Annotated in this window: 12 protein-coding genes; 2 read left to right on the forward strand and 10 right to left on the reverse strand. The window is 69.8% G+C overall.

Annotated elements, in window-relative coordinates; translation table 11 throughout:
• Positions 1-7,233 (reverse strand): polymorphic toxin-type HINT domain-containing protein, encoded by a 7,233-nt coding sequence (locus tag OG254_RS19410; protein ID WP_405583393.1) that lies wholly within the window; start codon positions 7,231-7,233, stop codon positions 1-3.
• A 483-nt stretch (positions 7,234-7,716) separates the two neighbouring features.
• Here OG254_RS19410 and OG254_RS19415 point away from each other — a divergent pair, with 483 nt between their 5' ends.
• A complete protein-coding gene (locus OG254_RS19415) occupies positions 7,717-11,205 on the forward strand; it encodes a DNRLRE domain-containing protein (RefSeq protein ID WP_405583395.1) in 3,489 nt (1,162 codons plus the stop codon).
• Positions 11,206-11,253: 48 nt separating this feature from the next.
• On the opposite strand, the gene OG254_RS19420 is transcribed toward OG254_RS19415, so the two are convergent.
• From OG254_RS19420 to OG254_RS19435, 4 genes are all read right to left on the reverse strand, one after another.
• The gene (locus OG254_RS19420) at positions 11,254-12,567 is read right to left on the reverse strand and encodes an acyltransferase (RefSeq protein WP_405583397.1); all 1,314 of its coding nucleotides are present in this window, start codon (positions 12,565-12,567) and stop codon (positions 11,254-11,256) included.
• A complete protein-coding gene (locus OG254_RS19425) occupies positions 12,564-14,768 on the reverse strand; it encodes a glycosyltransferase (RefSeq protein WP_405583399.1) in 2,205 nt (734 codons plus the stop codon). The genes OG254_RS19420 and OG254_RS19425 overlap by 4 nt, the downstream gene beginning before the upstream one ends.
• A complete protein-coding gene (locus OG254_RS19430; RefSeq protein WP_405583401.1) occupies positions 14,768-15,853 on the reverse strand; it encodes a hypothetical protein in 1,086 nt (361 codons plus the stop codon). The genes OG254_RS19425 and OG254_RS19430 overlap by 1 nt, the downstream gene beginning before the upstream one ends.
• A gap of 298 nt (positions 15,854-16,151) precedes the next feature.
• A complete protein-coding gene (locus OG254_RS19435; RefSeq protein WP_405583403.1) occupies positions 16,152-17,117 on the reverse strand; it encodes a LysR family transcriptional regulator in 966 nt (321 codons plus the stop codon).
• 83 nt (positions 17,118-17,200) lie between these two features.
• Between OG254_RS19435 and OG254_RS19440 the strand changes: the two genes are divergently transcribed.
• The gene (locus OG254_RS19440) at positions 17,201-18,514 is read left to right on the forward strand and encodes an MFS transporter (RefSeq protein WP_405583405.1); all 1,314 of its coding nucleotides are present in this window, start codon (positions 17,201-17,203) and stop codon (positions 18,512-18,514) included.
• Between the two features lie 18 nt (positions 18,515-18,532).
• On the opposite strand, the gene OG254_RS19445 is transcribed toward OG254_RS19440, so the two are convergent.
• The 5 genes from OG254_RS19445 to OG254_RS19465 form a co-directional block, all read right to left on the reverse strand.
• On the reverse strand, positions 18,533-19,906 hold the full coding sequence (locus OG254_RS19445; RefSeq protein WP_405583407.1) for a cytochrome P450: 1,374 nt from the start codon (positions 19,904-19,906) through the stop codon (positions 18,533-18,535).
• Between the two features lie 83 nt (positions 19,907-19,989).
• Positions 19,990-21,582 (reverse strand): D-alanyl-D-alanine carboxypeptidase/D-alanyl-D-alanine-endopeptidase, encoded by a 1,593-nt coding sequence (dacB, locus tag OG254_RS19450; RefSeq protein WP_405583409.1) that lies wholly within the window; start codon positions 21,580-21,582, stop codon positions 19,990-19,992.
• Between the two features lie 49 nt (positions 21,583-21,631).
• Positions 21,632-22,639, reverse strand: a complete 1,008-nt coding sequence (locus OG254_RS19455; protein WP_405583411.1) for an alpha/beta hydrolase family esterase — start codon at positions 22,637-22,639, stop codon at positions 21,632-21,634.
• Between the two features lie 84 nt (positions 22,640-22,723).
• A complete protein-coding gene (locus OG254_RS19460) occupies positions 22,724-23,746 on the reverse strand; it encodes a DUF4232 domain-containing protein (RefSeq protein WP_405583413.1) in 1,023 nt (340 codons plus the stop codon).
• Between the two features lie 67 nt (positions 23,747-23,813).
• Positions 23,814-25,100, reverse strand: coding sequence for a hypothetical protein (locus OG254_RS19465; protein WP_405583415.1), 1,287 nt, complete (start codon positions 25,098-25,100; stop codon positions 23,814-23,816).
• Between the last annotated feature and the right edge of the window lie 101 nt (positions 25,101-25,201).

Below are 25,201 nucleotides of genomic sequence, written 5' to 3' on the forward strand. Positions count from 1 at the left end.
CTACCACCCCACCGGAAGCGGATAAGTGCCGTCAGGATTCATCGGGATATGCGTATCCGCTTTCGAGCCGGGCTTTCCGTCGAGTCCGATCGGCTGGCCATGCTTGTTGGTGAAACGCACATAGCCATCCGGGTACCTTCCGGTCGGATTCATCACGCGAAGCATGTCAGCATTTCCGGTAGACCCAGGCTTCTGCCACACACTTCCCTTTCCGTTATCAGCTGCCCGTGCCACCCAGTCGTCACCCACTCCAGTGGGACGCTGAGGGCCGATGGCCGGAGTGCATGGTGTCGAATTGTGAACGAGAACCGGCGTCCCGCCCGCCAGCACATAGTACGTATGCAGGTCGTCAACCGTGAGGTTGTACGTGACGGCGTGCTTGCTGAAGGAACGGTTGGCGGTGACGACGACGGTGTCGCTCTCGTCGGTGAGCAGGGTCATTCCCGGCTCGAGGTCTCCCGCTTCGACCCACTCCTCCTCGGACGGGGACCAGAACGGATGCTCGTACGTGGCCGTCAGCTTCTCGACGCCGTCCGCTGTTGCGATGGACAGCTCGTTGAAGTGTTTGTCGTCCTCGGTGACGATGAGGCGGGTGACTCTCCTGGGCCCCGACTCTCCGGTTTCCGGGTCAGTGGCCAGGACCTTGTCGCCGGCTTCGACGTCCTCGATGTCCTTGGTGGTGCCGTCGGCCATGAGGACATCCGTGCCGGCCAGGAAGCACTTGCCACAGCCCCACTTCAGCTTCCCGACCCCGCGTGCACCAACATAAGTCATGATCGACTGGAAGCCCACGTTTCCGCAGATCGGGCAGGTGTCAACGGTGTCGATCTCGTCGACGTGCTTCCAGCCGTCGTAGAAATTACGGAGGGCGCTGCACTCATCGATCGCGCTGGTGCCGGCGGTGCATCGCTCTCGGAAATACAGCTCCACCAGCAGCTCATAGCTGAGATCACTGAAGTAGACGTTGTTCCGCTGGAGCTGGCCAATGCTCGGAAGCTTCTTCTGGAACTCCTGGTAGATCTTCGCCGGAGGCAGAGTCGGCTTGCCGTTTCCGAGGTCGACGACAACGGCCTGTCCCCCACCGCCACTGGTGCCGCCACCGCCGCCGCTGCTGCCGGGGCGAGAGCAGCTTCCGTTGTGGCAGCTACCCGCGCTGGGGTTTCCCGGGTCGATGGGGCCGTTGGTGATGATGTCGCCGGATCCGTCTCCCTTCGGGACACCGACGCCGCACTGGTCGGCGCGGCACAGGCCGGTGGGGTCGGAATGGGAAACCGGGCTGTTACCGGCGTACGCGTAGCCGTTCATCTGGAGCGGCTGTGTGAAGTCGATGACCGGGTCTGCGGACAGGAAGCGGCCGGAGTTCTGGTCGTACTCGCGGGCTCCGATGTGGGTCAGGCCGGTGGCCGCATCGTCGATGCCCACGCCCAGGTAGCCACGCTTGTTGGGCCAGTTCGTCGGCTTGGGGCCCCGGGCATCGCCGTACGGCTTGGACTCGCGGCGGGTGACGGGCTGGCCGCTCGACACCTCCACAGATGTGTTTGCCGTGCCGAGGTGGTCCGCGAGCAGGACGTTCAGCTTGTGGCCCGTCGTCGCACCGTTGGTCGTGGTGCGGGTCACCGTAGGTGCACCGGGTTGGGCGTAGGCGCGCGAAGCCTTGGTGATCGCGCCCGTGGAGTTCGTCGTCACCTCGGTGCCGCCCAGGTAGAGCGTCGAGCCCGACGGTGAGTTCTCCAGGAGGCGGTTGCCGGCCGCGTCGTAGACGTACGTCGTCTTCTTGCCGTCGTCCGTGATCGTGTCGAGCCTGTTCTCGGACGTCCAGGTGAGCTGCTGTGTAGTGGCAGGCAGGGAACGACTCTCGGTGTTGCCCACAACGTCGTACGTGTAACTGCTGCCCTTGCCCGACGGGTTGGAACTGATCGACTTCATCGTGTGCGGCTGCGCGGTGGTGCCGTAGCCGTATGTGTAGGTGACGTTCTTGGTCGTGTCCGCCGAGTCCTTTTCCGTCAGCGTGGCCCGATTGCCGAGCCAGTCGAAAGTGAAGGACTGGTGGTATGCCGTCGTGCCCGTGGCCACGGTCGCCGCGTCGGGAGCCGCGGCCGCCAGGGTCGACGACAAGGAAGCGTCCGGGCTCGACTTGTCGCTGGCCGTGTCCGCGGCGTGGGCGACGGGGCCGGAAGAATTCCGGTAGTCGGTGCGATAGCCCCACGTCGTGCCGTTCGACGCCTTGCATCCGGTGGCGTTGCCGGCCGGGGTGATGTCCGACGTCCAGGCGTTCACCAGCTCGCCCATGACGTCGTAGGTGAAGCACTGGGTGTCCCAGGTGGCGTCCGACAGCTCGCGGGCGTTCGACGTGATGGTGCCCGACGCGTCGTAGGAGTAGTGGCTGTCCGTGATGCGGTGCGGTCCGGAGGTCTCGCGGTCCGTGACCGTGCGCTGGAGGGTGCCGGTGTGCGGGTCGACGAAGTTGGTGGTCCAGACCCGGTAGGGCTGGGAGCTGGAGACCGTCCGCAGGACCTCGCCGAACGGCGAGTAGGTGGCGTCGGACGTGTACCAGGCGAGGCCCGAGGTCGACTCGGCCAGGCCGTCGCTGTCGTAGCGGGTGACTACCTTCTCCTTGGCCAGTCCGCCCACGGCAGGCAGGGTGACCGACTGCGGCTTACCTGTCTGGGTGTAGGTGTACGCGGACGCGTACGTGCCGGCCAGGCCCGTTGTCAGTGTGTTCGACGGGATCACCGTCTCGCTGCCCGTGGGCCGGTAATCGGTGTCGTAACCGGTGACCCGGTTGATGTAGTCGCCGCCCGACGAGTGCCGGGTCGAGGCGACCGGCTGGCCCAGCGCGCCCGGCAGGCTGTCGTACGTGAACGACTTGAGCGGAGAGGCGGTTGCCGAGCCCTCACGGACGAACCTGACCCGGCCGAGTTCGTCGTAATCCGTGTACGTCGTCCGCGACTTGGCGTCCGTCGTCTTGACCGGGCGGTCGGCGTCGTCGTACCAGACGTCCGTCCTGCCGGTGTCGGGGTCGGTGGTCGACGTCACGCGGCCCCGGGCGTCGTAGGTGTAGGTCCAGGCGTTCCCTGCCGGGTCGGTGACCTTGGTGCGATAGCCGCGGGCGTCGTACTCGTACGTCGTCTTGCGGCCACTGTTCTCGGAAGTGGCGGGGTTCCAGTTGCTACCGGCTGCGTTGTCCTTGTAGTGGCGGATCGCGGTGACCCGGCCGAGGGCGTCGCTGTACGTGCGTGTCTGAGGGGCGGTCGAACCCGACGGGTCCGTGAAGGCGCTCGTGTCGTCGTAAAAGGTGTACGAAACGTAGTCGGCCCTGTAGGTGTCGCCGTGATACGTGAGCTGAATCGACGGCCGTTCCAGACCGTCGTAGAGGTGTACGACCCGGCTCGGAATCAGCGCCTTCGATCTCGGTGCGAACAACTCGGACGTCGGCTCGCCCTTCGCGAGATAGCCGCTCGTCTGCTCAGCGACCAGGCCATGGTCGTCGTACTTCGTGTCGGTGATGATCCGACCGGGACCATGTGCCTCGGACTGGGTCTGGACCGGGCGCATCAGGCCGTCGTAGATCGTCACCTGACGGCTGTAAGTGCCGTCGTCCTTCAGCGTCTTCATGGTGACGGCAGCGGGCCTGGTCTCGGCCGACGTAGCCACCGCCGCCTGGTACGCGATCTCCACGTCCGGGGACTTGCCGCCCGAGGAACGCGACGGCGACCAGCCCTTCACCAGGCGGCCGAGTGCGTCGTACTCGCTGCGAGTGACCCGGCCGTTGGCGTCGGTGATCGTCAGTGGCAGACTGCGCCCCGGGTCGAAGGTCGTGGTGACGGCATGCCCCTTGGCATTGATCGTCTTCACCGAGGTGACCGGCCCGCCCGTGTCCGCAGGCGTGTACTGAGTCTCTGTGGTGCCGGCGTCCGGCTTGGTGACGGTGCGGATGCGGCCCAGCGGGTCGTACGTGGTTCTGGTGACGACCGAGTACGAGGTTCCGGCGCCGTTGACGCCGGCAGCGGAGGTGACCCGCCCCTTCGCCGGTGTCTCGCCGTACCCCAGGTCGTCGTAACTGTTCCGCACTGCAGTGATGAGCTTGGTCGCCGGATCCGCCGTGTCGTGGGCCGCGCAGGACGTGCCCGTAGTGCGCTGCTCCTTCAGCAGACCGATCAGCCAGGCGGATGTGTTGTGCACATACGACGTCTTGGTGCAGGTCTGGTCGGAGAGGGTCTCACCGGCGCTGCCGTTCGGTTTGACCACGGCGGTCTCGACCTGGGTCGGCAGGCCGTAGGTGTCGTCGACGGTCGTCAGGGTCCGGACGGCCCGCCAGCTTTTGTCGACCTGCTGGATCTGCTCCGTACGCTGGATCCCGCTGCGGTGCGCAAGCAGCGGTTCCATGTCCGTGCCGTTCTCGGTCTCACGTGGGCGGGACGCGGTCTGCTTCGACCAGGGGTAGTTGAGCGTGCGGCTGTGGATCCGCTTGTCGGCGTCCCGATACGTGATCGTCTCCGCGGTCATTCCCGCGTACTGCGGAGCGTCGTCGGCAAGCAGCGTGTGCGTGTCTGTGGAGTCCTTGACCGGGCCGCCCACTCCCAGGAAGTACCGGGTCTCGGAGTACGACTGGGCCTGCGGGATGTTCGGCTGGTTGCTGGTTCTGCTGCCCTTGGTGACGGCCACCTGGCCGTAGCCGCGCCAGACGCTGTGTGTACGCAGGGACGGGCGGGTGAACTCGTCGTCGCTCTTGGCCCAGGCGGGGTCCGTGTACCGGTAGGTGGTATGGATGGACTTGCCTTGGGGGGTGACCTTGTCGGTCTCGGTCACGGAGTCGACGACGTACTTGTTGAACCAGGACTTCGCGGGTGTCTTCTCATCGCCGTCGGGCGACCAGCGGACCGGGTAACAGGGGCCGTTCGACTCGCCCTTGTCCTCGGACGGCTCGGTGGCACAGCCGCCCTTGTACTCGACCTCGATGTCACCGCCGTACTCCGTGGCGACCGTGCCGATGCGCGGGCGTGTGAACGCGGGGCGTTGGTCGTTCGGGCCGCTGTGCACAAGGTTGGGCAGTTGGCGATCCTTCAAGCGATCGTGCAGGGGCGAGGTGGAACCGACGGAGTACTCGGCGAAGCTGACGCCGTCCTCGTGCTGGAGGGTGCCTGTGGTGTCGCCAGGGGCGAAGCCGCGACGAGTGATCGAGTTCAGCCAGAGGCCGGGAGAGGTGTCGTACCAGTTTTCGGGGAAGGACTGGTGAAGCTGGTACGTGTCGACCTTGCCGGGACTGGCCTGACCTGCGCGGGCGGCCTTCGTCGTCACCGAGTCCAGGCGCATCTGCGTCCAGAAGGACGGGAACGCCGGGCACATCTTCGACGTCGATTTGCAGTTGAGGTTGCCGGGCGTGTCCCACCAGGGCCGGTACGCGCCCGGGTCATCGGTCTTTGCGAAGTTGGTGGCAGTGCAGGCCGTCTCCGACTTCAGACAGCGCTGCTTGACGCCGAACTCGACCGTGGCGGACGGCTTGGTCAAGTCCGAGCGCATGCCGTACTCGATCAACGTCGGGTACGCATAGCGGTCGTACTGTTCGGGAGTCGTGAGCTTCTTCTTGACGGCGTAGTAGTTCGTCTCCTGCTTCCAGTTGACGACCATCGTGTTGCCGTGCACGTCGACGACCTTGTCAAGGCCCCAGCGCCAAGCCTGCTTCTTGCCGGTACCGCAGCGGGAGGCGGCGAAGGTGGTGGCGTGGCAGGGTTCTTCGGGATGGTTGCCGAAGACGGGCACCGTGGAGACGGAGTCGGTGTCGGCGTGGCCTCCGCCGACCTGGTTGAGGCCGAAGTAGTACTTCGTCCCGTCCCGGTGCGTGACGATCCAGTACTCGCCGTTGTTGTCTCCGTTGGTGCCGCCGGTCCGGCGCTCCACGCGGGTTCCGTCGTCGCTCTGGGGGCGGTAGATCTCCGTGTCGGTCTCGGGGTTGCTGCCCGCCGGTGCGTCTCGCACCAGTTCTACGCTCCGGCCGCCCAGCGACATCACGGCGTTGTACGACACCCAGCACAGATCGGACGTCTTGTCCTTCCCGGCCGTGTTGTTGGGTGTGCCGGACTTCATCGCCTTGCGGTCGTCCTGGCAGGTGCGATGGCTCCGCTCGATATGGCCGGGGTCGTAGTCCCAGCCCTCTCCGATCCAGGAAGCCTGGGGGGAGGACACGGCGACACGTCCATCCACCGTCTGGGAGTTGTAGTTCAAGGAGACGGTGGGGGCCGGGCCTGCCGGAGCCGCAGGCACCATCAGCGGGTACGACCAAGTGAACGCGCCGGAGGAACCGCCCGCCTCCCACTTGCCGTTGGAGCCCAGAGGCGTGGCCTTGAAGCTGCCTCCCGCGCCACCGCCGGAGTCGAGCGCACCGAGAACCGCGGCATCTCCGGTCGCGCCAACCGGCGTGGCCGAAGTGAGGTAGGCGGCCTGGGCGATGGAGGTGCCGGCAGCGTCGGTTGTTGCCGCCGAGGCCGGGGTCACGGTGCCGTCGGCTGCCGGGTCGACCGTCGCTGTGATCGACTCGGCCTTGGCGTCGTTGACCGTCTCCAGCTCTTCGTACTCCTGACACGCCTCCACGTCGGGCGACGTCAGATAGCACTCAGGGAACTGGACGAAGCGCAGGCGGGACGCCCAGTCGGCACCGTAGAGGTTCTTGAACCCGGTGTAGTCGAGTCTGACCGAGATCGGGACCGAACCGGAGTCAGGGGCCTGAACCTTGACGATGGCGCCGTCGACACCCTGGGAGACGGTCGCGGCGCGGTCATAGACCTGCACGGACCATGTGCCGGTGGGGGCCGGCTGCTCCGGTGCCTGGCCGAGACTGACGGGGAGATCCTCGGCAGGGGTCAGGGCGACCTGCCGGGCGGTCGTGCCCACGCGAGCCGACGCCTGGGTGGTGGCCGACGCCGGCGAATCGAAGTCGACCGGCGCGGAGTCCGCGGCCGGAGGGGTGGCCGTGCCGGCCGGAGCCGCTTGGCGGTCTTTCGGGATCTTGACCTTCAGAGTCTCCAAGTCCCGCTCGAAGGTGTCACCGACGACCGGTTCATCCTGGTCCAGCGCCACCAGGTCCAGGGTCTCGCGGCCCTTCTCCTCGACCGCCGGATCGGGAGGCAGCGCCAGCGACTGCGTGGGCAGCAGGCCCACCAACAGGGCGGCGCCGAGGGCGGGTACGACGGCCGTGCGCAGACGGCGGCGACGGACATGCGAAGAGCGACCGAACACGGCGAGGTCCCCCCGGACCACTGAGGCGGGACCAGGATCGGACCACGCGTGATGGCGTATCAGATAGCGCAGATTTTGTGACGATGCCATGAAGTTCCGCTAGATCAGCCGTGTAGATGTGATGACCGTCACGGTGTGTAGTGATCCATAGCGGTACGTGACACCCGGGTCTGGCATCTATCCGAGATAGCGAGAGGTATTACGCCTTCTCGATCATTCACGCTATTCGCCAATCTCATGGCAAATGGCGATCGAATCACATGCGCTAATGGCTAATTCGCCATGCTTTGCGCACAAGTCTGTGGTGGCGCAGTTGAGTTGATGCCCTTCGCGCACAACCACGGTTACGGCCACCGAGGTTGATCGACTCAAACCCGTCGCCGCTCGCAAAGCGTGACGACGGCCCGCTCATGGGTCATCATCGGCTCGCCCGGCCGCGCCCTGTTCCGCGCCGGTTCCAAGGGGGGAAGGGGAGCTCGCCCGATGACGCGCAAAACGCGCAACTGGCGTCGTATGCCCGGACGTCGGACCACCGCAGCCATAGTGACTGCGGCGCTCGCCGCTACCGGCATCACCTTGATCGGCTTCGGACTGGACGACCCTGGATCGCGCAGCGGGTCGGACCGAGCGGAGAAGGCGAAGTCGGTGACCGAGGCCGTCGCGAGCGCGCAGGCGGCGAAGACGGGCAAGTCCGTCGAGGTCACGGCGCTGCACACCGCGCGCTCCACCACGTGGGCACGGCCGGACGGCCTGATGGCCAAGAAGCTGTACTCGTCGCCGATCCGGGCCAAGGTGGGCGGTGAATGGAGGGACATCGACTACGACCTCCACCGAACGAAGGCTGGTTGGGAGCCCAGGGCCACGAACACGCGGATGGTGTTCTCGGCCGGATCCGGGCCACGTCATGGGAAAGAGCGCGCCTCGCGTTCCACCGTGCGCCGGGTCTCCCTGGTCCAAGGTCTGAAGCGCGCCGCTGACGACACCACAAGCCCTCTGGTCACACTGACCGTCGGCAGTCACGAAATCCAGCTCACCTGGCCGGGCACTGTCCCCGCCCCGATCATCGACGGTTCGCGGGCCCTGTATCCCGAGATCTTCCCGGGCGCCGACCTGGTGTTGACGGCCGACGACGACGGGTTCGCCCAGTTGCTGGTCCTTAAGAACCGCCAGGCCGCCGCCGATCCGCGGGCCCGGCAGATCTCGTACGGCATCACCTCTACCACCCTGAACTTCCGGCTGGACCCGGTCACGGGTGTCCTCACCGCGGAGGACGTCTTCGCCAACGAGGTGGCCATGTCACCGACCCCGCTGATGTGGGACAGCAGCGGCCAGCCGGCCGTCACCGACGGGTCGGTCGGCGCCACCGCCCAGCCGACCGCCTCGGAGACACCCGAACCGACCGAGTCGGCCGGCGAGGAGCCGACCGAGAGCCCGAGCCCCACCGAGGAGCTCATCGAGACCGACGAGCAGGCGGACACCAACCCCGAGACCCTGCCGGTTGCGACCGACGGGCCCGAGGCCTCGGTGTCCGAGTTCCCCCTGCCGTCGGCCCCTGCCGAGCCGACGCCGGCGCCCTCGCAGACCGGCTCGGCGGCTACGCTCAGTCTTCCCGGCCTCGACGGGCCCTCGCCCGACTCGCGCGGCGAACTGGTCGAGTCCGCCCTGACCGCGGCGAACTGGGCCCTCACCCCCGAGTCGGCGTTCCTCGACGACCCTGCCACCACGTACCCGGTCTTCATCGACCCGTCGGTCAAGAAGCACACGCAGAACTGGACCACCGCCTACAGCCGCCACCCCAATGCCACGTTCTACAACGGCAAGGGCTTCAACAAGGGCGGCACGCACGAGGCCCGCGTCGGCTTCGAGTCGGACACCTGGGGCACCTCGCGCTCGTACTTCAACATCGCCTTCGACAAAGACCTCAAAGGCACGAAGATCACAAGCGCGAAGCTGCGCATGCTGGAGACCTACTCGTGGTCGTGCAGCGCCCGTTCGATGAGCGTGCACCTCACCGGCCCGGTCAACGGGAAGACCAACTGGAAGAACGCCCCCAAGCTCCACGACGGCAACAAGTTCGCGACCAAGGCCTTCGCGCACGGCTACAAGTCCGGTTGCCGGGATGCGTACGAGACTTTCGACGTGCGCACGGCCGCGCAGAAGCGGGCCGACCAGGGCAAGGACACCATCACCTTCGGCCTGCGAGCCCGGGACGAGCACTCGCAGTACGCATGGAAGAAGTTCCAGGCCAACGGCGACAACGCCCCCGTCCTGGAACTCGTCTACAACCGCAGACCCACCATCGACTCCAAGTCGCTCGATCTCGGTCCGGACGCGAAGTGCACCACCACCGAGCCGTACGTCCGGATGGGCTCGGGCGACCTGACCTTCACCGCGCGGGCTTCCGACAAGGACAGCAATCTCGACTACATCGATTTCGACCTGTGGCCCACCGGCAAGTGGGAGGCGACGGGCGATCTGCTGGGCTCCACCGGCAAGCGCTCCGTCGGCGGTGACAAAGACACCGCTCTGCGGATGACACCGGGCTTCTCCACCAGCAAACTCAGCAACGGAACCCTCTACTCATGGCGGGTACGCGCCGTCGACGACGCCGGTGCCGGCTCGAGCTACGCGCCGGCCAAGACACCGTGCCGCTTCGTCCTCGACACCACCGTGCCCAAGCCGCCGAAGGTCAGCTCCACCGACTTCCCCAACGCCGACGGCAGCAACAACGGCTTCGGCAACGACGCCGAGGACGCCAACTGGTCCACCAAGAAGTTCGGCACACCCGGCTCCTTCACCTTCCGCGCCCTGAACACCGATGTCGTGCGCTATGAGTACGGCTTCAACTCAGCCAGCTACACCGGCAGCCTCCCGCGCACCAACGGCACGGCCACAAGCGTCAGCGCCCCGTTCGACAACGCCAAACCACCGAGCGCCGGCCCCAACGTGCTCTACGTCCGCGTCGTCGACGGCGCCGGCAACCCCTCAGAGGCGACCAAGTACTTCTTCTACGTCACGCCGCGCGACCAGGCCGACGCACCCGGCGACTTCACCGGCGACAAGTTGCCCGACATGATGGTGGTCACCCAGGCCGGCAATCTCGGCCTCTATCCCTCCCAGGCGACGGCGACCGACCTGAACAAGGGCTCCGGCGATCTGGTGAACCACTCGATGCCCGCTGCCTACCGCGACAACCCCGCGAAGGACCCCAACGGCGATGACCTACCGCCCTACGAGTCCGCCCCCAGCGGCCACTTCAAGGGCGCCCTGATCACTCACAACGGCGACATCTACGGCGGCGACGGCCTCCAGGACCTGGTCGTCCGGCTCGGGAGCAAACTGTGGGTGTACCCCGGCGACGGCTACGGCGCCGTCAACATCGACAAGCGCCGCGAGATCCTGCTGCCTGACGGCGCCCCCGACCCCGCCGCCCTGACCCAGTTCGTGTCGGCGGGCGATGTCACCGGAGAGGGGCGGACCGACTTCTTCGCCACCATCGGCGATGAGTTGTGGGTATTCACCGGCTACCACGGAGCGACCAACGACCAGGCCACCCGGCTGTCGACCTCAGGTTGGACCAGTCGCGACATCGTGACCGCGCAGGACATCAGCGGCGACGGCGTCACCGACCTCCTCTACCGCTCCGACACATCGGGCAAGCTCCAGCTCCGCAAGGGCATCGCCGCCTCCGGAGGCGGAGTCAGCCTCACCTCTCTTGGCAGCGCGGGGAGTTCGGCCGGAGGCGTGGACACCGAGTACGGCGCCGCCGGCTGGGCGGTCAGCAGCTTCCCACTGCTGATGGGCACCCCCGACACGAACGGCGACGCGGACACCACTCCCGACATCTGGGGTGTGAGGTCCGACGGATCGGTGCGCTTGTACGCGGGCGGCCCGAGCGCGGTCGTGCCGGGGTCCGGCACGGAAATCATCGCTCCGGCGAGCTACTGGAAGACACGCATCGCGATCGGGTAGCACGAGTCGCCGGCCGCCAGTGCACCGCACTGGCGGCCGGCCGTCCCCCTACCTGGCGTGTGTACGCCTCTTCCGGCTCCCGTTCGGCCACAGCCGCGGGCTTCGCTTCGCCGCGATGTCCTCGATCCAGCCGAGCGCCAGGATCGTGAGTCCGATCAGGGGCCAGACCAGGAAGAACATCCAGATCATGTACGTCGAGTCGAGTGCTGCCGTCGCTCGTTCGTCCTGCATGAAGGGGAGTTCGTACAGGCGGTCCAGGATGGGGACCGTGGCCATGATCAGGAGGTTGTGCCAGAGGTAGATCGTGACGGCGCGGTTGTTGGACAGCGTCACCAGCTTGTCCCACTTGGCGAGTCTGCCCGGCAGTTCCTGCCATGAGGGGGAGTACTGGAGCAGGATCACGACGAAGCCGAAGGACCAGGTCGCCTGGGCCAGCGGGATGTCGTTGAGGTCCCAGCCGTCCGGGCCCAGGTGGCCCGAGGCCCACCACAGACCGAAGGCCATCACGAGGACCGCGCAGGAGACGGCGACATAGCGCGGGATCTTCGCCAGGAAGCCCTCGTGGTGGGCGAAGCCCAGGACCCAGCAGCTGCCGTAGACGGCGAAGTCGGTGACCGCGTTGCCCGTTTCGCCGGGGATCGAGACAAGTCCCGTGCCCACGACGGCCGTCAGGCCCAGCGGGGCGAGCAGCGTCGGCCACGGCGCCCGGCGGAACGCCCACAGCAGCAGGGGGGACGCCACGACGAACCACAGGTAGGCACGCAGGTACCAGAGCGGACCCGCCGCCTGTACCGCCCAGGTGTCCTCCAGCAGGCCCGACTGGGAGCCGATGTGCCAGGGGAACGGCGGTGCGCCGATGGGGATGACGTAGTTGATCATCTCGACCAGGACCCATGAGCCGCCGTGGTCCGGGTCCTTCGTCGGGTTCCAGCCGCCGCCGAACATCAGCGCCAGCGCCACCGCGCTGAACGCCCACAGCGGAGGCAGGAGGCGACGGACACGACCCCTGATCACGCCCCACGCGGGACGGTTCAGGGAGCGGGCCATCAGCGCGCCGGCCAGCGCGAACATCACGCCCATGGACGGGAACAGCACCGTCAGCCAGGCCCAGCCGAAGAGGTGGTAGACGACCACGCGGACCAGGGCTATGGAGCGCAGCACGTCCAGGTAGCGGTCCCGGCCCGGCTTCTTGGGCGCGGGCGCGGCGGGTTCGGCGGGAGCAGGGGGTTCAGCCGGGCCGGCGCCCGGTTCCGGCTCCGTCAGGCGCTGCTGCGGGACGGCGGCGTACTGCGCGGTCGGCCACGCGGGCTCCGACGGCCGGGCCCCCGCGCCGGTGTCCGTCGGCTGGTATCCGTGCGTCATCCGACCGGCCTCCGATCACCGTCACGCGTGCCTGCCGTCCGCTGCCGCGGTACGGGTCCGCCGGGCGCCTCCACGACTCCGGTGCGGCGCAGCTTCTGCCAGCGCAGGCGGCCGCCGGTGAGGGCGGTGATCCAGGACTGGAGCAGGACGACGTACATGAGCTGGCGATAGAGGATCTGCTGGAGCGGGAGGGAGATGAGGTGGGTCATGCGTTCCTTGTCCAGGCGGAAGGCGTACGCGGCGCAGACCACCTGGATCGCCAGGACGCCCAGCCAGGCACCGATGGTCTTCTGCGTCGGCCCGAAGATCAGGCCGTAGAGGAGGAAGACGTCGATGAGCGGGGCCAGCAGCGGGGCCAGCACCATGAACAGGGACACCAGCGGCAGGCCGACCCGACCGAAGCGGCCGGACGGGCCCTTCTCCACCAGGGCCTTGCGGTGCTTCCAGATCGCCTGCATCGTGCCGTACGACCACCGGTAGCGCTGCGACCACAGCTGCTGCACCGACTCCGGGGCCTCGGTCCAGGCCCGGGCGTTCTCGGCGTAGACCACGCGCCAGCCGTCCCGGTGCATCGCCATGGTGATGTCGGTGTCCTCGGCGAGCGTGTCGTCGCTCATGCCGCCGACCCGTTCCAGCGCGGAGCGGCGGAAGGCTCCCACCGCGCCGGGGATCGTCGGCATGCAGCGCAGCATGTCGTACATCCGGCGGTCGAGGTTGAAGCCCATCACGTACTCGATGTGCTGCCAGGCGCCGATCAGCGAGTCCCGGTTGCCCACCTTCGCGTTACCGGCCACCGCGCCCACGCGCGGGTCGCCGAAGGGCTGCACCAGCTCGCGGACCGTGGCCGGTTCGAAGACGGTGTCGCCGTCCATCATCACGATGATCTCGTGACGGGCGTTCGCCAGGCCGCGGTTGAGGGCGGCGGGCTTGCCCGCGTTCATCTGGCGCACGACGCGGACGTTGGGCAGGCCCATCGACTCGACGATCCGTGCCGTGCCGTCGCTCGACCCGTCGTCGATGACGATCACCTCGACCGGGTGCTCGCTCGCCATCAGCGACCGGACGGTGTTCTCGATGCACTTGGCCTCGTTGTACGCCGGGACCAGCACCGACACCGGTTCGGTGACCGGCGATCCCCAGCGGAAGCCCTTGCGGCGCACCCGGCGTGCATGGACGGCCGACAGCAGCAGCATCAGGAGGAACCGGCTGATGACCAGGAAGCCGATCACCGCCAGGCCGACCACCAGCACGCCGGTGATGTTGTCCGACGCCTGGACCAGGAAGATCCAGGCCTTGCCCTTCCACCGGTCGAGGCCGGTGACCTCGGTGTGCGCGCTGGGGGCGCCGAGGGCCTCGGTGAGGTTGTCGAACTCGTAGCCCTCGGCCTTCATGTCCGGCAGGAACCGGTCCAGCGCCTGGACGGTCTGGTGCCGGTCGCCGCCGGAGTCGTGCATCAGGACGATCGCGCCCTTGCCGCCCTTGGGCGTGGCCCGGCGGATGATCTCGTCGACGCCGGGCTTGCGCCAGTCCTCGCTGTCGGTGTTGTTGACGACCGTGATGTAGCCGCGCTTGCCGATGTACTCGGTCACCGGCCAGGACTTGTTGTCCATGGAGTCGGCGAAGGACGAGTACGGCGGACGGAACAGGGAGGTGCGGATGCCGGCCGCGCCGCTGATCGCCAGCTGGTTCTGGGACAGCTCCCAGTCGATGCGCTTCTTCGACTGGAAGGACAGGTCGGGGTGGTTGAAGGTGTGCAGGCCGACCTCGTGGCCCTCCTCGACCATGCGCCGGACCAGGTCCGGGTGGCGCGAGGCCATGGTGCCGGTGACGAAGAAGACCGCGTGCGCGTCGTGCTTCTTGAGCATGTCCAGGACCTTGGGGGTCCAGGCCGGGTCCGGGCCGTCGTCGAAGGTGAGGACGAGCCGGTGGTCCTGCAGGCTGAGGCTCTCGGTGCGGCCGCTGCGGGTGTCGATGACGGGGCCGCCCTTGAGGATCTCCTCGGGCACCTGGTCGGAGGAGGCGGGCGGCCGCACGCGATGGTCCGCCAGAATCTCGCTGTGCACATACCCCCGCAGCATCAGCATCGCCATCAACGCGACGAGAACGAGCGAGGGCAGCAGCAGGCGCATGGGCACACGGCGGCGCCGGGAGCCGTCGGGGGCCGGTGTCGCGGGCCGGTGACGGCGGGTGCGGGATGCCATCAGAGGGTGTACTCCGGGGACGGGGCGGCGGGCGCGGCGGCGTTGGTGTCTGGCTCCTGCGCGATGGGCGTCGGGTCGCTGGGACCCTCCGCGACCGTGCCGGCTGCGGGATCGTCGGTGGTGGGGGTGTCGGTCGGCTCCTCGGTGGGGCCGCCGCCGTCCGTCGGGGTCGGGTCGGGGTCGCTGGTGGTGGGCAACGAGGTCGGATCGGGATCCGGCGTGGGGTTCGTGCCCGGGTTCGCGGCGGACTTCGAGGCGCTCGGCTTCGGGTCGGCGGAGGTACCGGGGTCGGCAGCGGTGGCCGAGGCGCCGGGCGCGGTGGCGTCGGCGTCCGGGGACGCGGTCGTACCGGTGCCGGCCGTCGGCGAGGTGCCCGGCGAGACGCTGCCGGTGGCGGACGGCTGCGGTGCCGACTCCGCGGGCAGCGGCGGGGTGTCGACCTGGCCGGCCGGCTTCTCCTTGGGGTTCTCGACGGGCAGCCACGGCGCGTCGGAGTTACCGGACAGCAGGGTGGCGACGATGACGACGGCGTAGACCGCGCAGGCGAGGCCCACCGCCATGCCGATCCGGCGGAAACGGCGGCTGCGGCGGCCGGACTCGTCGACGAACACCGGTCCGTCGGAGCCGTCGCCGCCACGCGGGGCGTCCTTGGCCGCGCGCAGCATGTTGTCCAGGTGGAGGCCGACGCCGTCGAGTTGGACGGTGACCTCGTGCGGGTCGTGGGTCGCGCCTGGGCCGCCGGTCCGCGCGGACCGCTCGGACTCACCGGGCCCGTCGCCCCACGGGTCGCGCACGGCGGGCGCCGGGAAGGCGTCGCCGCGGCGGGCCGACGGGCGGTCGAAGGCGGACCAGCCGTCCGCTCCGGCGCCGGCCCGGCCCGCGTCGGTCGCGGTGCCGGCGGTCCGGCGTACGTCCGCCGACCCGGCCGACGGAAGGACCGCGGTCTCGTCGGCGTCGGACGCGGACGGCCCCGAGCCGCCGCGCAGGACCTGTGTTTCGTCGGCGCCCGAAGAGGCACGCCTGCCACCGTGGAGGATCTCCGTCTCCCTTGCCTCGGATCGGGAGTGACGGCTCTGCCCGGGCACGCCTGCTACCTGGGTCTCCCCGGTAGCCGCAAACGCCTGGGTGTCACCTCTCGAACCCCCCACGGAAGAACCGCCGCCGGACCCGGACCCTGATGAGACATCGGGCCACTCCGGTTGGGCGTCTTCTCGCCACTTCTTCACATGCACGCACATCCCCCCACGGGACCGTTCCGGGTGCGCGCACGACACTGAGCACCCGTCGCCGTACCGAGCCCCCACCCGGCCGAGCGCCCCCCATTACCACAACGTGCTCAGGGCAAGAATGTAGCGCACGCGGAGGTTTCGTGGTTCCCACGTGTCAATTGAGACCATTCATCATGGCCGCATCGATGGCCGGAATCCATCCATCGGCGGGTGTGCGCAGCCACCCCTCCTCGGCCGAGACCTCGGCCGCGGCCCGTCGAAGGGCGTCGAACGCGGGGTGCACCAGCCCCTTCCGCCACACCAGTGACACCGGTGACAGCGGGACGGGATCGACGAGCGGGCGCCGCACCGTCGAGGGCATGGCCGGAAAGTCCACCACGGCGAGTATCGGGTTACGTGTCTTGGCCATGATCCGCTGGAACTCCTCGTCCCCGACGGCGAGGGGCGCGGGCGCGGCGACCTCGATGCCCCGCCCTTCGAACAGCCGGCGCGCGAGGTCGGTCCACTCCGGCGTACGGGGATTTCCGGCGCCCGCGTACACGACCTCGCCCGCCAGCGCGGCCAACGGCACCTGTGGCATTTCGGCCAGCGGATGGTCCTCGGGCAGCAGGATCGCCATCGGCTCGAAACGGACGGGCTGGTGGTCGAGGCCCGCCCTCAGCGCCGGTTCCAGGCCCGCGTACCGCCCGAAGGACGCGTCCAGCCGACCCGCCACCATCTCGGCTGCCGCGCCGGTGAGGCCGCTCTCGTAGCGGGCCATGAGTTCCTGTTCGGGGGCAAGCGCGCGGGCCCGGTGCAGCACCCTGCGAGGGGTGGCCAGGCCCGCTGAGTTCAGGTCCACCAGCAGGGGGCGGGCCTGGCCGAAGGCGGCGAGCAGGTCGTCCTGTGCCTGGAGGGCGCGGCGGGCGTACGGCACCAGCCGCTCGCCGTCGGCGCTCAGCGTGACCTGCCGGGTCGTCCGCACGAACAGCTCGGTGCCCAACTCCCGCTCCAGCCGCCGTACGTCCCGGCTCAGCGCCTGCTGGGCGACGTACAGACGCGCCGCGGCGCGCGTGAAGTGCAGTTCCTCCGCCACGGCGAGGAAGGCGCGCAGCAGGCGCGGGTCGAGATGAGCGGGCATGCCGGGAACTTACAACCCAGGTGCGTGAATGCCCACCCAGCAGGTGTTGGACCCCTTGATCGATCTCCGGCGACGGTGGATCCATGCCGCAACAGCCCTCGCCCCGACACCCCGACGCACGAGCCCCCCTGCTCACGGTCACCGCCGACACCCTCGTCGCCGTCGACTTCGGCCCTCGCACGAGGCGCCGCCCGCCCGGCCCGTACGGCCGCCTCTTCGCCCTCCCCGGCACCCGGGCCTTCACCCTCGCGAACCTGATCGCCCGCCTCCCCATGGGCATGTTCAGCGTGAGCGCGGTCGTGATGATCGCCGGGACGAGGGGGTCGTACGCCCTCGCCGGCGCGGTCACCGCGACCGGCCTCGCGGCGACCGCGCTTCTCGCCCCGTGGATCGCGCGGCTCGTCGACCGCTGCGGCCAGGCACGGGTGGCCGTACCGGCCACGCTGTGCGCTGCGCTGGGGAGCCTCGCGCTGCTCTTGTGCGTGCGGTACGACGCCCCCGCCTGGACCCTCTTCGCCGCCTACGCCGCCACCGCGACCACCCCCAACACAGGCGGCATGTCCCGCGCCCGCTGGGCCCGTCTGCTCAAGGGCGACCCCGACTCCCTGCACACCGCGAACTCCTTCGAACAGGCCGCCGACGAGCTGTGCTTCATGCTGGGCCCGGTGCTCGCGGCCTTCCTGTGCGGGGCGTTCTTCCCGGAGGCGGGGACGCTGGTCGCCGTGGTGCTCCTCGTGACGGGCGTCCTGGCCTTCGCGGCCCAGCGCTCGACCGAGCCGCCGCCGTCGGGCCGTACCGTCACCCGGGCCACGGCGGCCCCGACGTCCCCCTTCCGCTCCCCCGGCATGCCCCCGCTCCTGGCCGTCTGCCTCGCCCTGGGCGCCGTGTTCGGCTCGACGGAGGTCGTCACCCTCGCGTTCGCGGACGCACAGGGCCAGCGCACGGCGGCGGGCGTCGTGCTCGCCCTCCAGGCGGCCGGGTCCTGCGCGGCGGGCCTGCTGTACGGCCGGCTCCGGTTCGCCGGTCCCGCCGAGGACCGCTACCCGTGGTGCGTGGCCGCGATGACCGCGCTGCTGACGCTCCCCCTGCTCGCCGCGTCCCTCACCGGCTCGCTCCCCCTGCTGTCCGCCGCGCTGCTGATCGCCGGCATGGCCACGGCGCCGACCATGATCACCAACATGACGCTGGTCCAGCGCCGCACTCCGGACGGCCGCCTCAACGAGGGCATGACCCTCGCGGTGACCGCCCTGCTCGGCGGCATCGCGTGCGGCAGCGCGGCCGGAGGATGGGTGGTGGAACACCTCGCGCCGACGGCCGGTTACGGCGTACCGGTCACGGCGGCGGCGGTGGCCCTGCTCGTCGCCCTGGCGATGCCGGGAACCCGGAAGGCGGCCTGAGACCCGCCCGCGCGGCCCTCAGGAACGCGCCGTCACCCGCACCCGCGCGGGCCCCTTGGCCATCAGCGTGATCCCCGCCCCCAGCGGCACCTCGCCCTCCTGCGCGTCCGCCAGCTCGAACTCCCGCAGCAGCACCGCCAGCCCCAGCACCGACTCCAGCATCGACAGGTGCTGACCGATGCAGGCCCGCGGACCGCCCCCGAAGGGGAACCAGGCATAGCGCGGGCGTCCCGCCTCGGCCTCCGGCGTGAAGCGGGCGGGGTCGAAGCGCTCGGGGTCCGGCCAGTGGTCGGGGTGGCGCTGGGTGACCCAGGGGCTGACCAGGATGTCGGCGCCCGCGGGTATGCGTATGCCCTCGATCTCCGCGTCGGCGACCGAGCGGCGGCCGACCACGGGCGCGGACGGATACAGCCGCATGGCCTCCTTCAGCACCATGGTCAGATACGGCAGCTCCTCCATGTCCGCGGCCGTGGGCGGCCGTCCGCCGGGGCCGCCGAGCACCCGGTCCACCTCCTCGCGCACCCGTCCCTGCTCCTCGGGATGCCGGGCGAGGAGGTGCAGGGCGAAGGCGAGTGCGGTGGCGGTGGTCTCGTGGCCGGCGAGCAGGAAGATCAGTACCTGCTCGCGCAGTTCGTCGGCGTCCAGGCTGCCGTCCTCGACGTTCTCGGCGTGCACGAGGAGGGTCACCAGGTCGTCCCCGTCCTCCCGGTCCCGGCGGCTGGCGATGATCGCGTCGCACAGCGCGAACAGCTCCGACTGGAGGCGTGCGGCCCGGCGGTTGGCGGGGGTGGGCCAGGTGCGGGGCGCCTTGAAGGGGGAGAAGCCCCGCTTCAGGGAGTACTCCTGGAGCGGGGGCAGGGTGCGCTCGATGGTCTCGAACGCCTGCTTCACATCCGTGCCGAACAGGATCCGGCCGACGATGTGGAGTGCGAGGCGGTGCATCTCACCGACCAGCTCGACGGTTCCGCCGGGTGCCGCGCGCCAGGCGTCGGCCAGCGCTGCCGCCTCCTCGGCGACCTGCTGCCCGTATCCGTTGACGCGGCGCCGGGTGAACAGCGGCTGCACCAGCCGCCGTTGGCGAAGGTAGGTGTCGTCCTGGCTGGTGAGCAGGCCGTTGCCGACCGACTGGCGCAGTTCCTCGTAGAAGACGTTGTCCTTGCGGAAGTTGGCCGCCTGGGTCGCAAGGACCTGCTGGGCGCCCTCGGGTGAGAACACCGCGTAGATGTCGGAGCGCAGCCCGGGCGGGCCGGCCCGGAAGCGCACCACGTCACCGTGGTCGCGGCGGGCCCGCAGATACGCGGCGAGGGGGTCGTTCAGAAGGTCGCTCATCGAGCCCAGCAAGGGGCTCCCCGTCACGATCGGCGCCTGGGCGGCCGTCGTCGTCATCGCCATGGTTCCCCATCCCCTCGCCGTCCCACGGACTCACCCCGAGGTCGCAGCCACCTTCGCCCGCCGAAGTGGCCGACGGTCGGTGATCAGCAGACGTCCGGCTTGCGCCAGGCGCACTCGACGTCGGTGTTCGCGCCGCCACCCCGGATCGACGCCGAACCGGCCGCCTCGGCGGTCGACTTGGCCAGCGTAACCACGATGGCGTCCTCCAGCGGCTTCACGGACGAGGCGAGGTAGTTGTTGAGGACGATGCCGTAGACGAGTTCACGTCCGCCGGCGTCCGTGACGTACCCGGACAGGGCCGAGGCGCCCGTCAGCGACCCCGTCTTCGCACGGGCGTTGAGCGCGGCGGCCGTACCGCACATCCGCGAGCGCAGCGTGCCCCCGACGAACCGGTCCGGGGCGCAGGCGACGGGCAGGGAGCGGTACCAGTCGGCGTACCAGGGCTCCGAGCGCACGGCGAGAAGGAGCTCGACGAGCTGTCCGGCCGGGAAGTTGTCCATCCGCGAGAGCCCGGAGCCGTCGACCTGCCGCAGCTTGCCGGGGTCGACGCCGACGCCCTTGAGGTAGCCGCCGATCGCCGCGAGTCCGGCCTCCCAGCTCCCCTCCCCCGAGATCTTGACGCCCATGGCCTTGGTGAGGATCTCGGCGTGCATGTTGTTGGAGAGCTTCATGAACGGGATGAGCAGGTCCTTGAGCGGCATGGAGTCGTGCGAGGCCAGCCGCCGTGCCGCCGCGGGCGTCCGCAGCCCCGTCCGGGTGGGCCCGGCGACCTTGACGCCGTGCTCGGCGAGCGCGTCACGGAAGACGGCGGCGGCGTATCCGGTGGGGTCCCACACGGTCACCCATTCCGTGGCGCCGGTGCCGCCGACGGGTGTCGTGCCGCTGACGACGACGGTGTTCGTACCGTGCTCCCGCTCGACGGTGAGGTCGTTCGCCCCGCCGGCGGCGACCGTGGTGGCGTCCACCTCGATGTCGACGTAGTCGGTGTCGGGCGTGACGGTGACGACGGGTGCGTCGCCCGCCGAGGCGCCCGGCCGCACCGTCACGATCACGGTGCCGGTGTCGTAGTCGGTGTCCGGCGCCACGCTGAGGGCGCTGATCTGGGCGGAGTAGTAGGAGGACTCGTCGTCGGCGGCCCAGGAACGGCCCAGCCGGTGGTCGTCGAACCGGGTGTCGTCGGCGACGAGCCGCCCGTCGACCCGGGTGATGCCGGCGGCCGCGATCCGCTGGGCGAGCGCGTCGTAGTCGCCGGCGAGCAGGGTGGGGTCCCCGGTGCCGCGCAGATACAGATCGCCCTTGAGCCGGGAGCCGGACTGCCGCCCGGTGGCCAGTACGTCCGTGCCGAACCGGTGGTCGGGGCCGAGGATCTCCATCGCGGCGGCCGAGGTGGTGAGCTTGGTGTTGGAGGCGGGCATGAGCCGGGTGGAGGGCAGGTGCTGGTAGAGGAGCTCACCGCTGTCGGCGTCGGCGACCACGACGCCCGCCACGCCGCCCTCCATCCGCGGGTCGCCCAGAATGGTGTCGATGGCCTCCGGCAGGCCGGTCCGGTCGGAGTCCGCACCGGCCTGCGCGCCGGGGCCCAGGACGGCGGCGACGAGCGCCACGGCGGCGGGCCAGATCCACAGTCTGCTACGGGAGTTGGGGCGTCTCCCGGAATCTCTCACGGGTCTGCTCATGCCTCAGGAGCATCCCGGAGAACCGCCCGCGGCGACAGAGCGCCTCGGCTCAGCCCAGCCCCCAGGCCCGCCCCATCCGATACGCCCCGCACAGATTCACGTCGAGGACGTACGCCCCGGCGCTCCCGCACTGCTCGCTCCCGGTGCCCGGATCGACGGGCTGCCCGTGCCCCATCCCGGTGATGCCGTACGTCTCGACGACCGCTCGCCCGGCCGCGTCCCGGAAGACCTGGTGCGGATACCCGGCGACGGTGTCGCTGACGTCGGCGCTCTGGTCGGCGCCGTGCACATCGGTCCACTGCCGCATCAGGTCGGTCATGTTGACGGGCTTCACGGTGTAGTCGGCCGTGCCCTGGAAGGCGACGAGCGTGGGCCAGGGGCCGCCGTGGCCGGGCCGGGCGGCGCGCACCCGGTCCCCCCACTGCTTCGGGGTCTGCGTGGCGCCGACGTACATGCACACATACGGCGACCCGGCGGCCTGCGCACACCCGTACGGCAGTCCGGCCACGATCCCGCCGGACGCGAACTTCTCCGGGTACGCCGCCATCATCACGGCGGTCATCCCGCCCCCGGCGGAGAGCCCCGTGACGTACACGCGGGACGCGTCACCGGCGGTGTCGGCGATCTGCCGGTCGACCATCTGGGCGACGGAAGCGGCCTCGCCCTGGCCGCGCGCGATGTCGCCGCTCTGGAACCAGTTGAAGCAGGACGAGGCGTTGTTGGCGCTCTGCTGCTGCGGCAGCACTACCGAGAAGCCCCAGCGGTCGGCGAGCTGGAGCCATCCGCTGCCGGTGCCGTAGCCGGCGGCGTTCTGCGTGCAGCCGTGCAGCGCGACGACCACGGGCCGGCCGGCGGGCAGCCCGTCGGGGACGTAGCGGAACATGCGCAGGGCACCGGGGTTGGTCCCGAACCCGGTCACCTCCTGGAGCGAGGCGGCCGCGGCTCGGCCCGGGGTGAGGAAGGCGGCGATCAGGGCGACCAGGAGGGTCGCCAGGACGGAAACACGGACGGAAACACGGACGGGGATACGGCTGCTTGCGGCTCTGGTGGGTGTCATGCCGAGGGACCGTAGAAGCGTGAACCACCCGCCGATATGGGCTGGGACACCACAACAGCCGCCTCCGCCATGGTGGTTGGGGGTTCATCGGGGTGAGGGAGCTCCTCGCGGGGCGGTGGCGGCGGGGTCCCGGTAGGTGTCGTCCTTCTTCCACGGCCCGACGCCGAGCTTCCCCGTCGTCCCTAGGTCGAGTTCCGGCACCACCATCACGGGGTCGGCTCCGGGCTTCGCCCACACGCGGAGATAGGGCGCGTTCACCGGATCGCCGACCTGAGTGGTGTTGCGCCAGGCCAGCCCGGCGCGCGCGGCCTCACCCGGACGCAGCACGATGGGCTGCGGGCTGCCGCCCCCGCCGGTGCCGGTGCTGATCCGGTCGGTCCCGTCAAGGATCCGTACGCCGTCCACGGTGTCGTGGTCCTCGTCGTGGAGTTCGAGCTTCGGGTAGCCGTTGACCCGGTAGGGCTCGCTGCCGCAGTTGACCAGGTGCAGGCCGACCACGCGCAGCCCCATGGCCGCGTCCCCTTGGTCGGCGTAGAGGCGCACCCCGGACGCGGGGCACGGCCCGGAGGCGGACGAGGCCTCGTCGGCGGGAATTCCGCGCACCTTGACCACCTGTGCACCCGTCACCTCGGGTGCCGTCATCGCTGTCTGCGCCATGACGGCGGTCCCCTTGACGGTCCGCCCCGGCCCGACCGTCTCGACGGTCTTCTCGACGTTGTCGACCGCGCCCCCGGTCGGCGAGAGGAACCCGATGGTCACCGTGTAGGTGACCGTCTCCGTCTCCCGGTTGGTGACCTCGAAGTCCGCGCTGTAGTCGACGCCCGCACAGCCGCTCTCCGGCCCCCAGGCGAACAGCCGGGTGATCTTCACGCCGTCCTCGACGCCCTCGTAGGAAGAGGGCAGAGGCAGCGAGGTCGGCTTACCGGACGCGGTGACGGACGGCTCGGCGGGAGGCGCGCTTTCGTACCGCTGGAAATCCGACGGACACAGCGTCTCGGCCCGCACCCGTCCGTCGCCGTCGCCCGGTGAGGCGCTCTGGGAACCACACGCGGCGAGCAGCAGAACACCGGCCAGGACGGCGGGAGCGGTGCGGGAGGCGGTAGGCATCCGCTTACCTCACCAAGGCCGGACGCCACAGGCTGTGGCGGAACCCACACCTCCGGTCACAGGGGTGTCACAGATCACTTTGGACGAACCCATCGACCTGGGAGACGAGGTACTCGCCGTAGCCGAACCGCTCCCCAAGTGCCTGGTAGCGGGCGTACCGCTCCTGCGTGAGCGGCACCCCGAGCGCGAGCAGCACCCGCAGGAACAGGCGGTAGCCGAGGTCGGGATCCACCCGGGAGACGACCTGTTCCAGCGCCCGCGCCGCGGCGGCGCCCGGTACGCCCTGCCAGTGGGGCTGTACGGTCCTGGACCCCATCTCCGGCGCGAGGTCGCCGAGTTCCCGCAGCACCTCGTCCGCCAGGTCCGCGCGCACCGGCGCCGGTTCGGGGCGGTAGGCCGGCGCGGCCTCGCGCAGCCGCTCCCGGCAGACCTCGGCGATCCGCTCCAGCCATTGCCGTACGTCGATGCCGAAACGGTCGGGCCGGTAGCCGCAGTCGCCGGCGGCCAGCCACAGGGTGGTGAGCGTGTCGGTGGACAGGGGCGAGGCGTGCAGTCTCGTCACGTCGTCCAGCAGAACGGCGGCGGCACTGCCCGGCGTCTGCCGGATGTCGTCGGCGGCCGCCGACCCGCGCAGGACCTCGTCGACAGTGCCGTCGTGCCAGTGCGCGAACCGCACGGCGAGCTCCGAGAGACCGAAGTCCCAGTCGCTGTCGCGCCGGGCCGGGTCGAGGGGCGGCCAGTCGACCTCCAGGCCGTCATGGACGACCCCGTAGTGGTACTCGAAGGGCTCGCCGAGCTCCAGGAACCGGTCGTAGCGCGCCTTGTCGACCCGCACGGAACACGCCTTGAGGATCCGCAGCAACAGCCGGAACCCGAGATCCGCACCGGCCTCGACGACGGCCCGCCGCAGCGCCGGGACGACGCCGGGCAGCGGCACCGCCCGCACCAGGTCGGCCTCGACGGCCGCGATCTCGGCGAGTACGGCGTCCCGGATCTCCTCCTCCTCCACCAGCACGGGCCGAGGGGGTTCGCAGGACATGGTGCTCCGGTACTTCGCGGAACTCCTCGGGCGCTTCGGCGCCGGCGGCGGATACGCCTGCGACCATCCGCGCAGCCAGGAACGCACGGTCATGCCCTGACCGGCCGGATCGAACCGTCCCCGGTCGGCGGCCAGCCACAGGCTCCGGATCACCTCGTCCGGCAGGGCCGACTCCAGCAGGCTCCTGGCGTCCTCGCCGACCTGCCCGTCCCCCTCGGCCGGCGGCAGCTGCCCGTCCCCCGGCCTCCCGGCGAGCCCGCTCAGCCCGAAGTCCCCGTCGTACATCACGTAGTACGGCTCGTCCGGCCGCGTCATGGTCCCCCGTCCTGCGTGCTCTCGGCATGACAAAGGCCCCGCTGCCCGGAGGCGGCGGGGCCTTTGCCCACATGGGTTAGGAAGGTTCGGAAACCTCCCGA

Source organism: Streptomyces sp. NBC_01092 (assembly GCF_045039535.1).
Classification (GTDB): Bacteria; Actinomycetota; Actinomycetes; order Streptomycetales; family Streptomycetaceae; genus Streptomyces.

What these genes read in the sequence shown, in the direction of transcription:
- OG254_RS19415 (WP_405583395.1), top strand. Translation starts at nt 7,717, where the DNA reads ATGACGCGCAAAACGCGCAACTGGCGTCGTATGCCCGGACGTCGGACC.
- OG254_RS19420 (WP_405583397.1), bottom strand. Translation starts at nt 12,567, where the DNA reads ATGACGCACGGATACCAGCCGACGGACACCGGCGCGGGGGCCCGGCCG.
- OG254_RS19425 (WP_405583399.1), bottom strand. Translation starts at nt 14,768, where the DNA reads ATGGCATCCCGCACCCGCCGTCACCGGCCCGCGACACCGGCCCCCGAC.
- OG254_RS19435 (WP_405583403.1), bottom strand. Translation starts at nt 17,117, where the DNA reads ATGCCCGCTCATCTCGACCCGCGCCTGCTGCGCGCCTTCCTCGCCGTG.
- OG254_RS19440 (WP_405583405.1), top strand. Translation starts at nt 17,201, where the DNA reads ATGCCGCAACAGCCCTCGCCCCGACACCCCGACGCACGAGCCCCCCTG.
- OG254_RS19445 (WP_405583407.1), bottom strand. Translation starts at nt 19,906, where the DNA reads ATGGCGATGACGACGACGGCCGCCCAGGCGCCGATCGTGACGGGGAGC.
- dacB (WP_405583409.1), bottom strand. Translation starts at nt 21,582, where the DNA reads ATGAGCAGACCCGTGAGAGATTCCGGGAGACGCCCCAACTCCCGTAGC.
- OG254_RS19455 (WP_405583411.1), bottom strand. Translation starts at nt 22,639, where the DNA reads ATGACACCCACCAGAGCCGCAAGCAGCCGTATCCCCGTCCGTGTTTCC.
- OG254_RS19460 (WP_405583413.1), bottom strand. Translation starts at nt 23,746, where the DNA reads ATGCCTACCGCCTCCCGCACCGCTCCCGCCGTCCTGGCCGGTGTTCTG.
- OG254_RS19465 (WP_405583415.1), bottom strand. Translation starts at nt 25,100, where the DNA reads ATGACGCGGCCGGACGAGCCGTACTACGTGATGTACGACGGGGACTTC.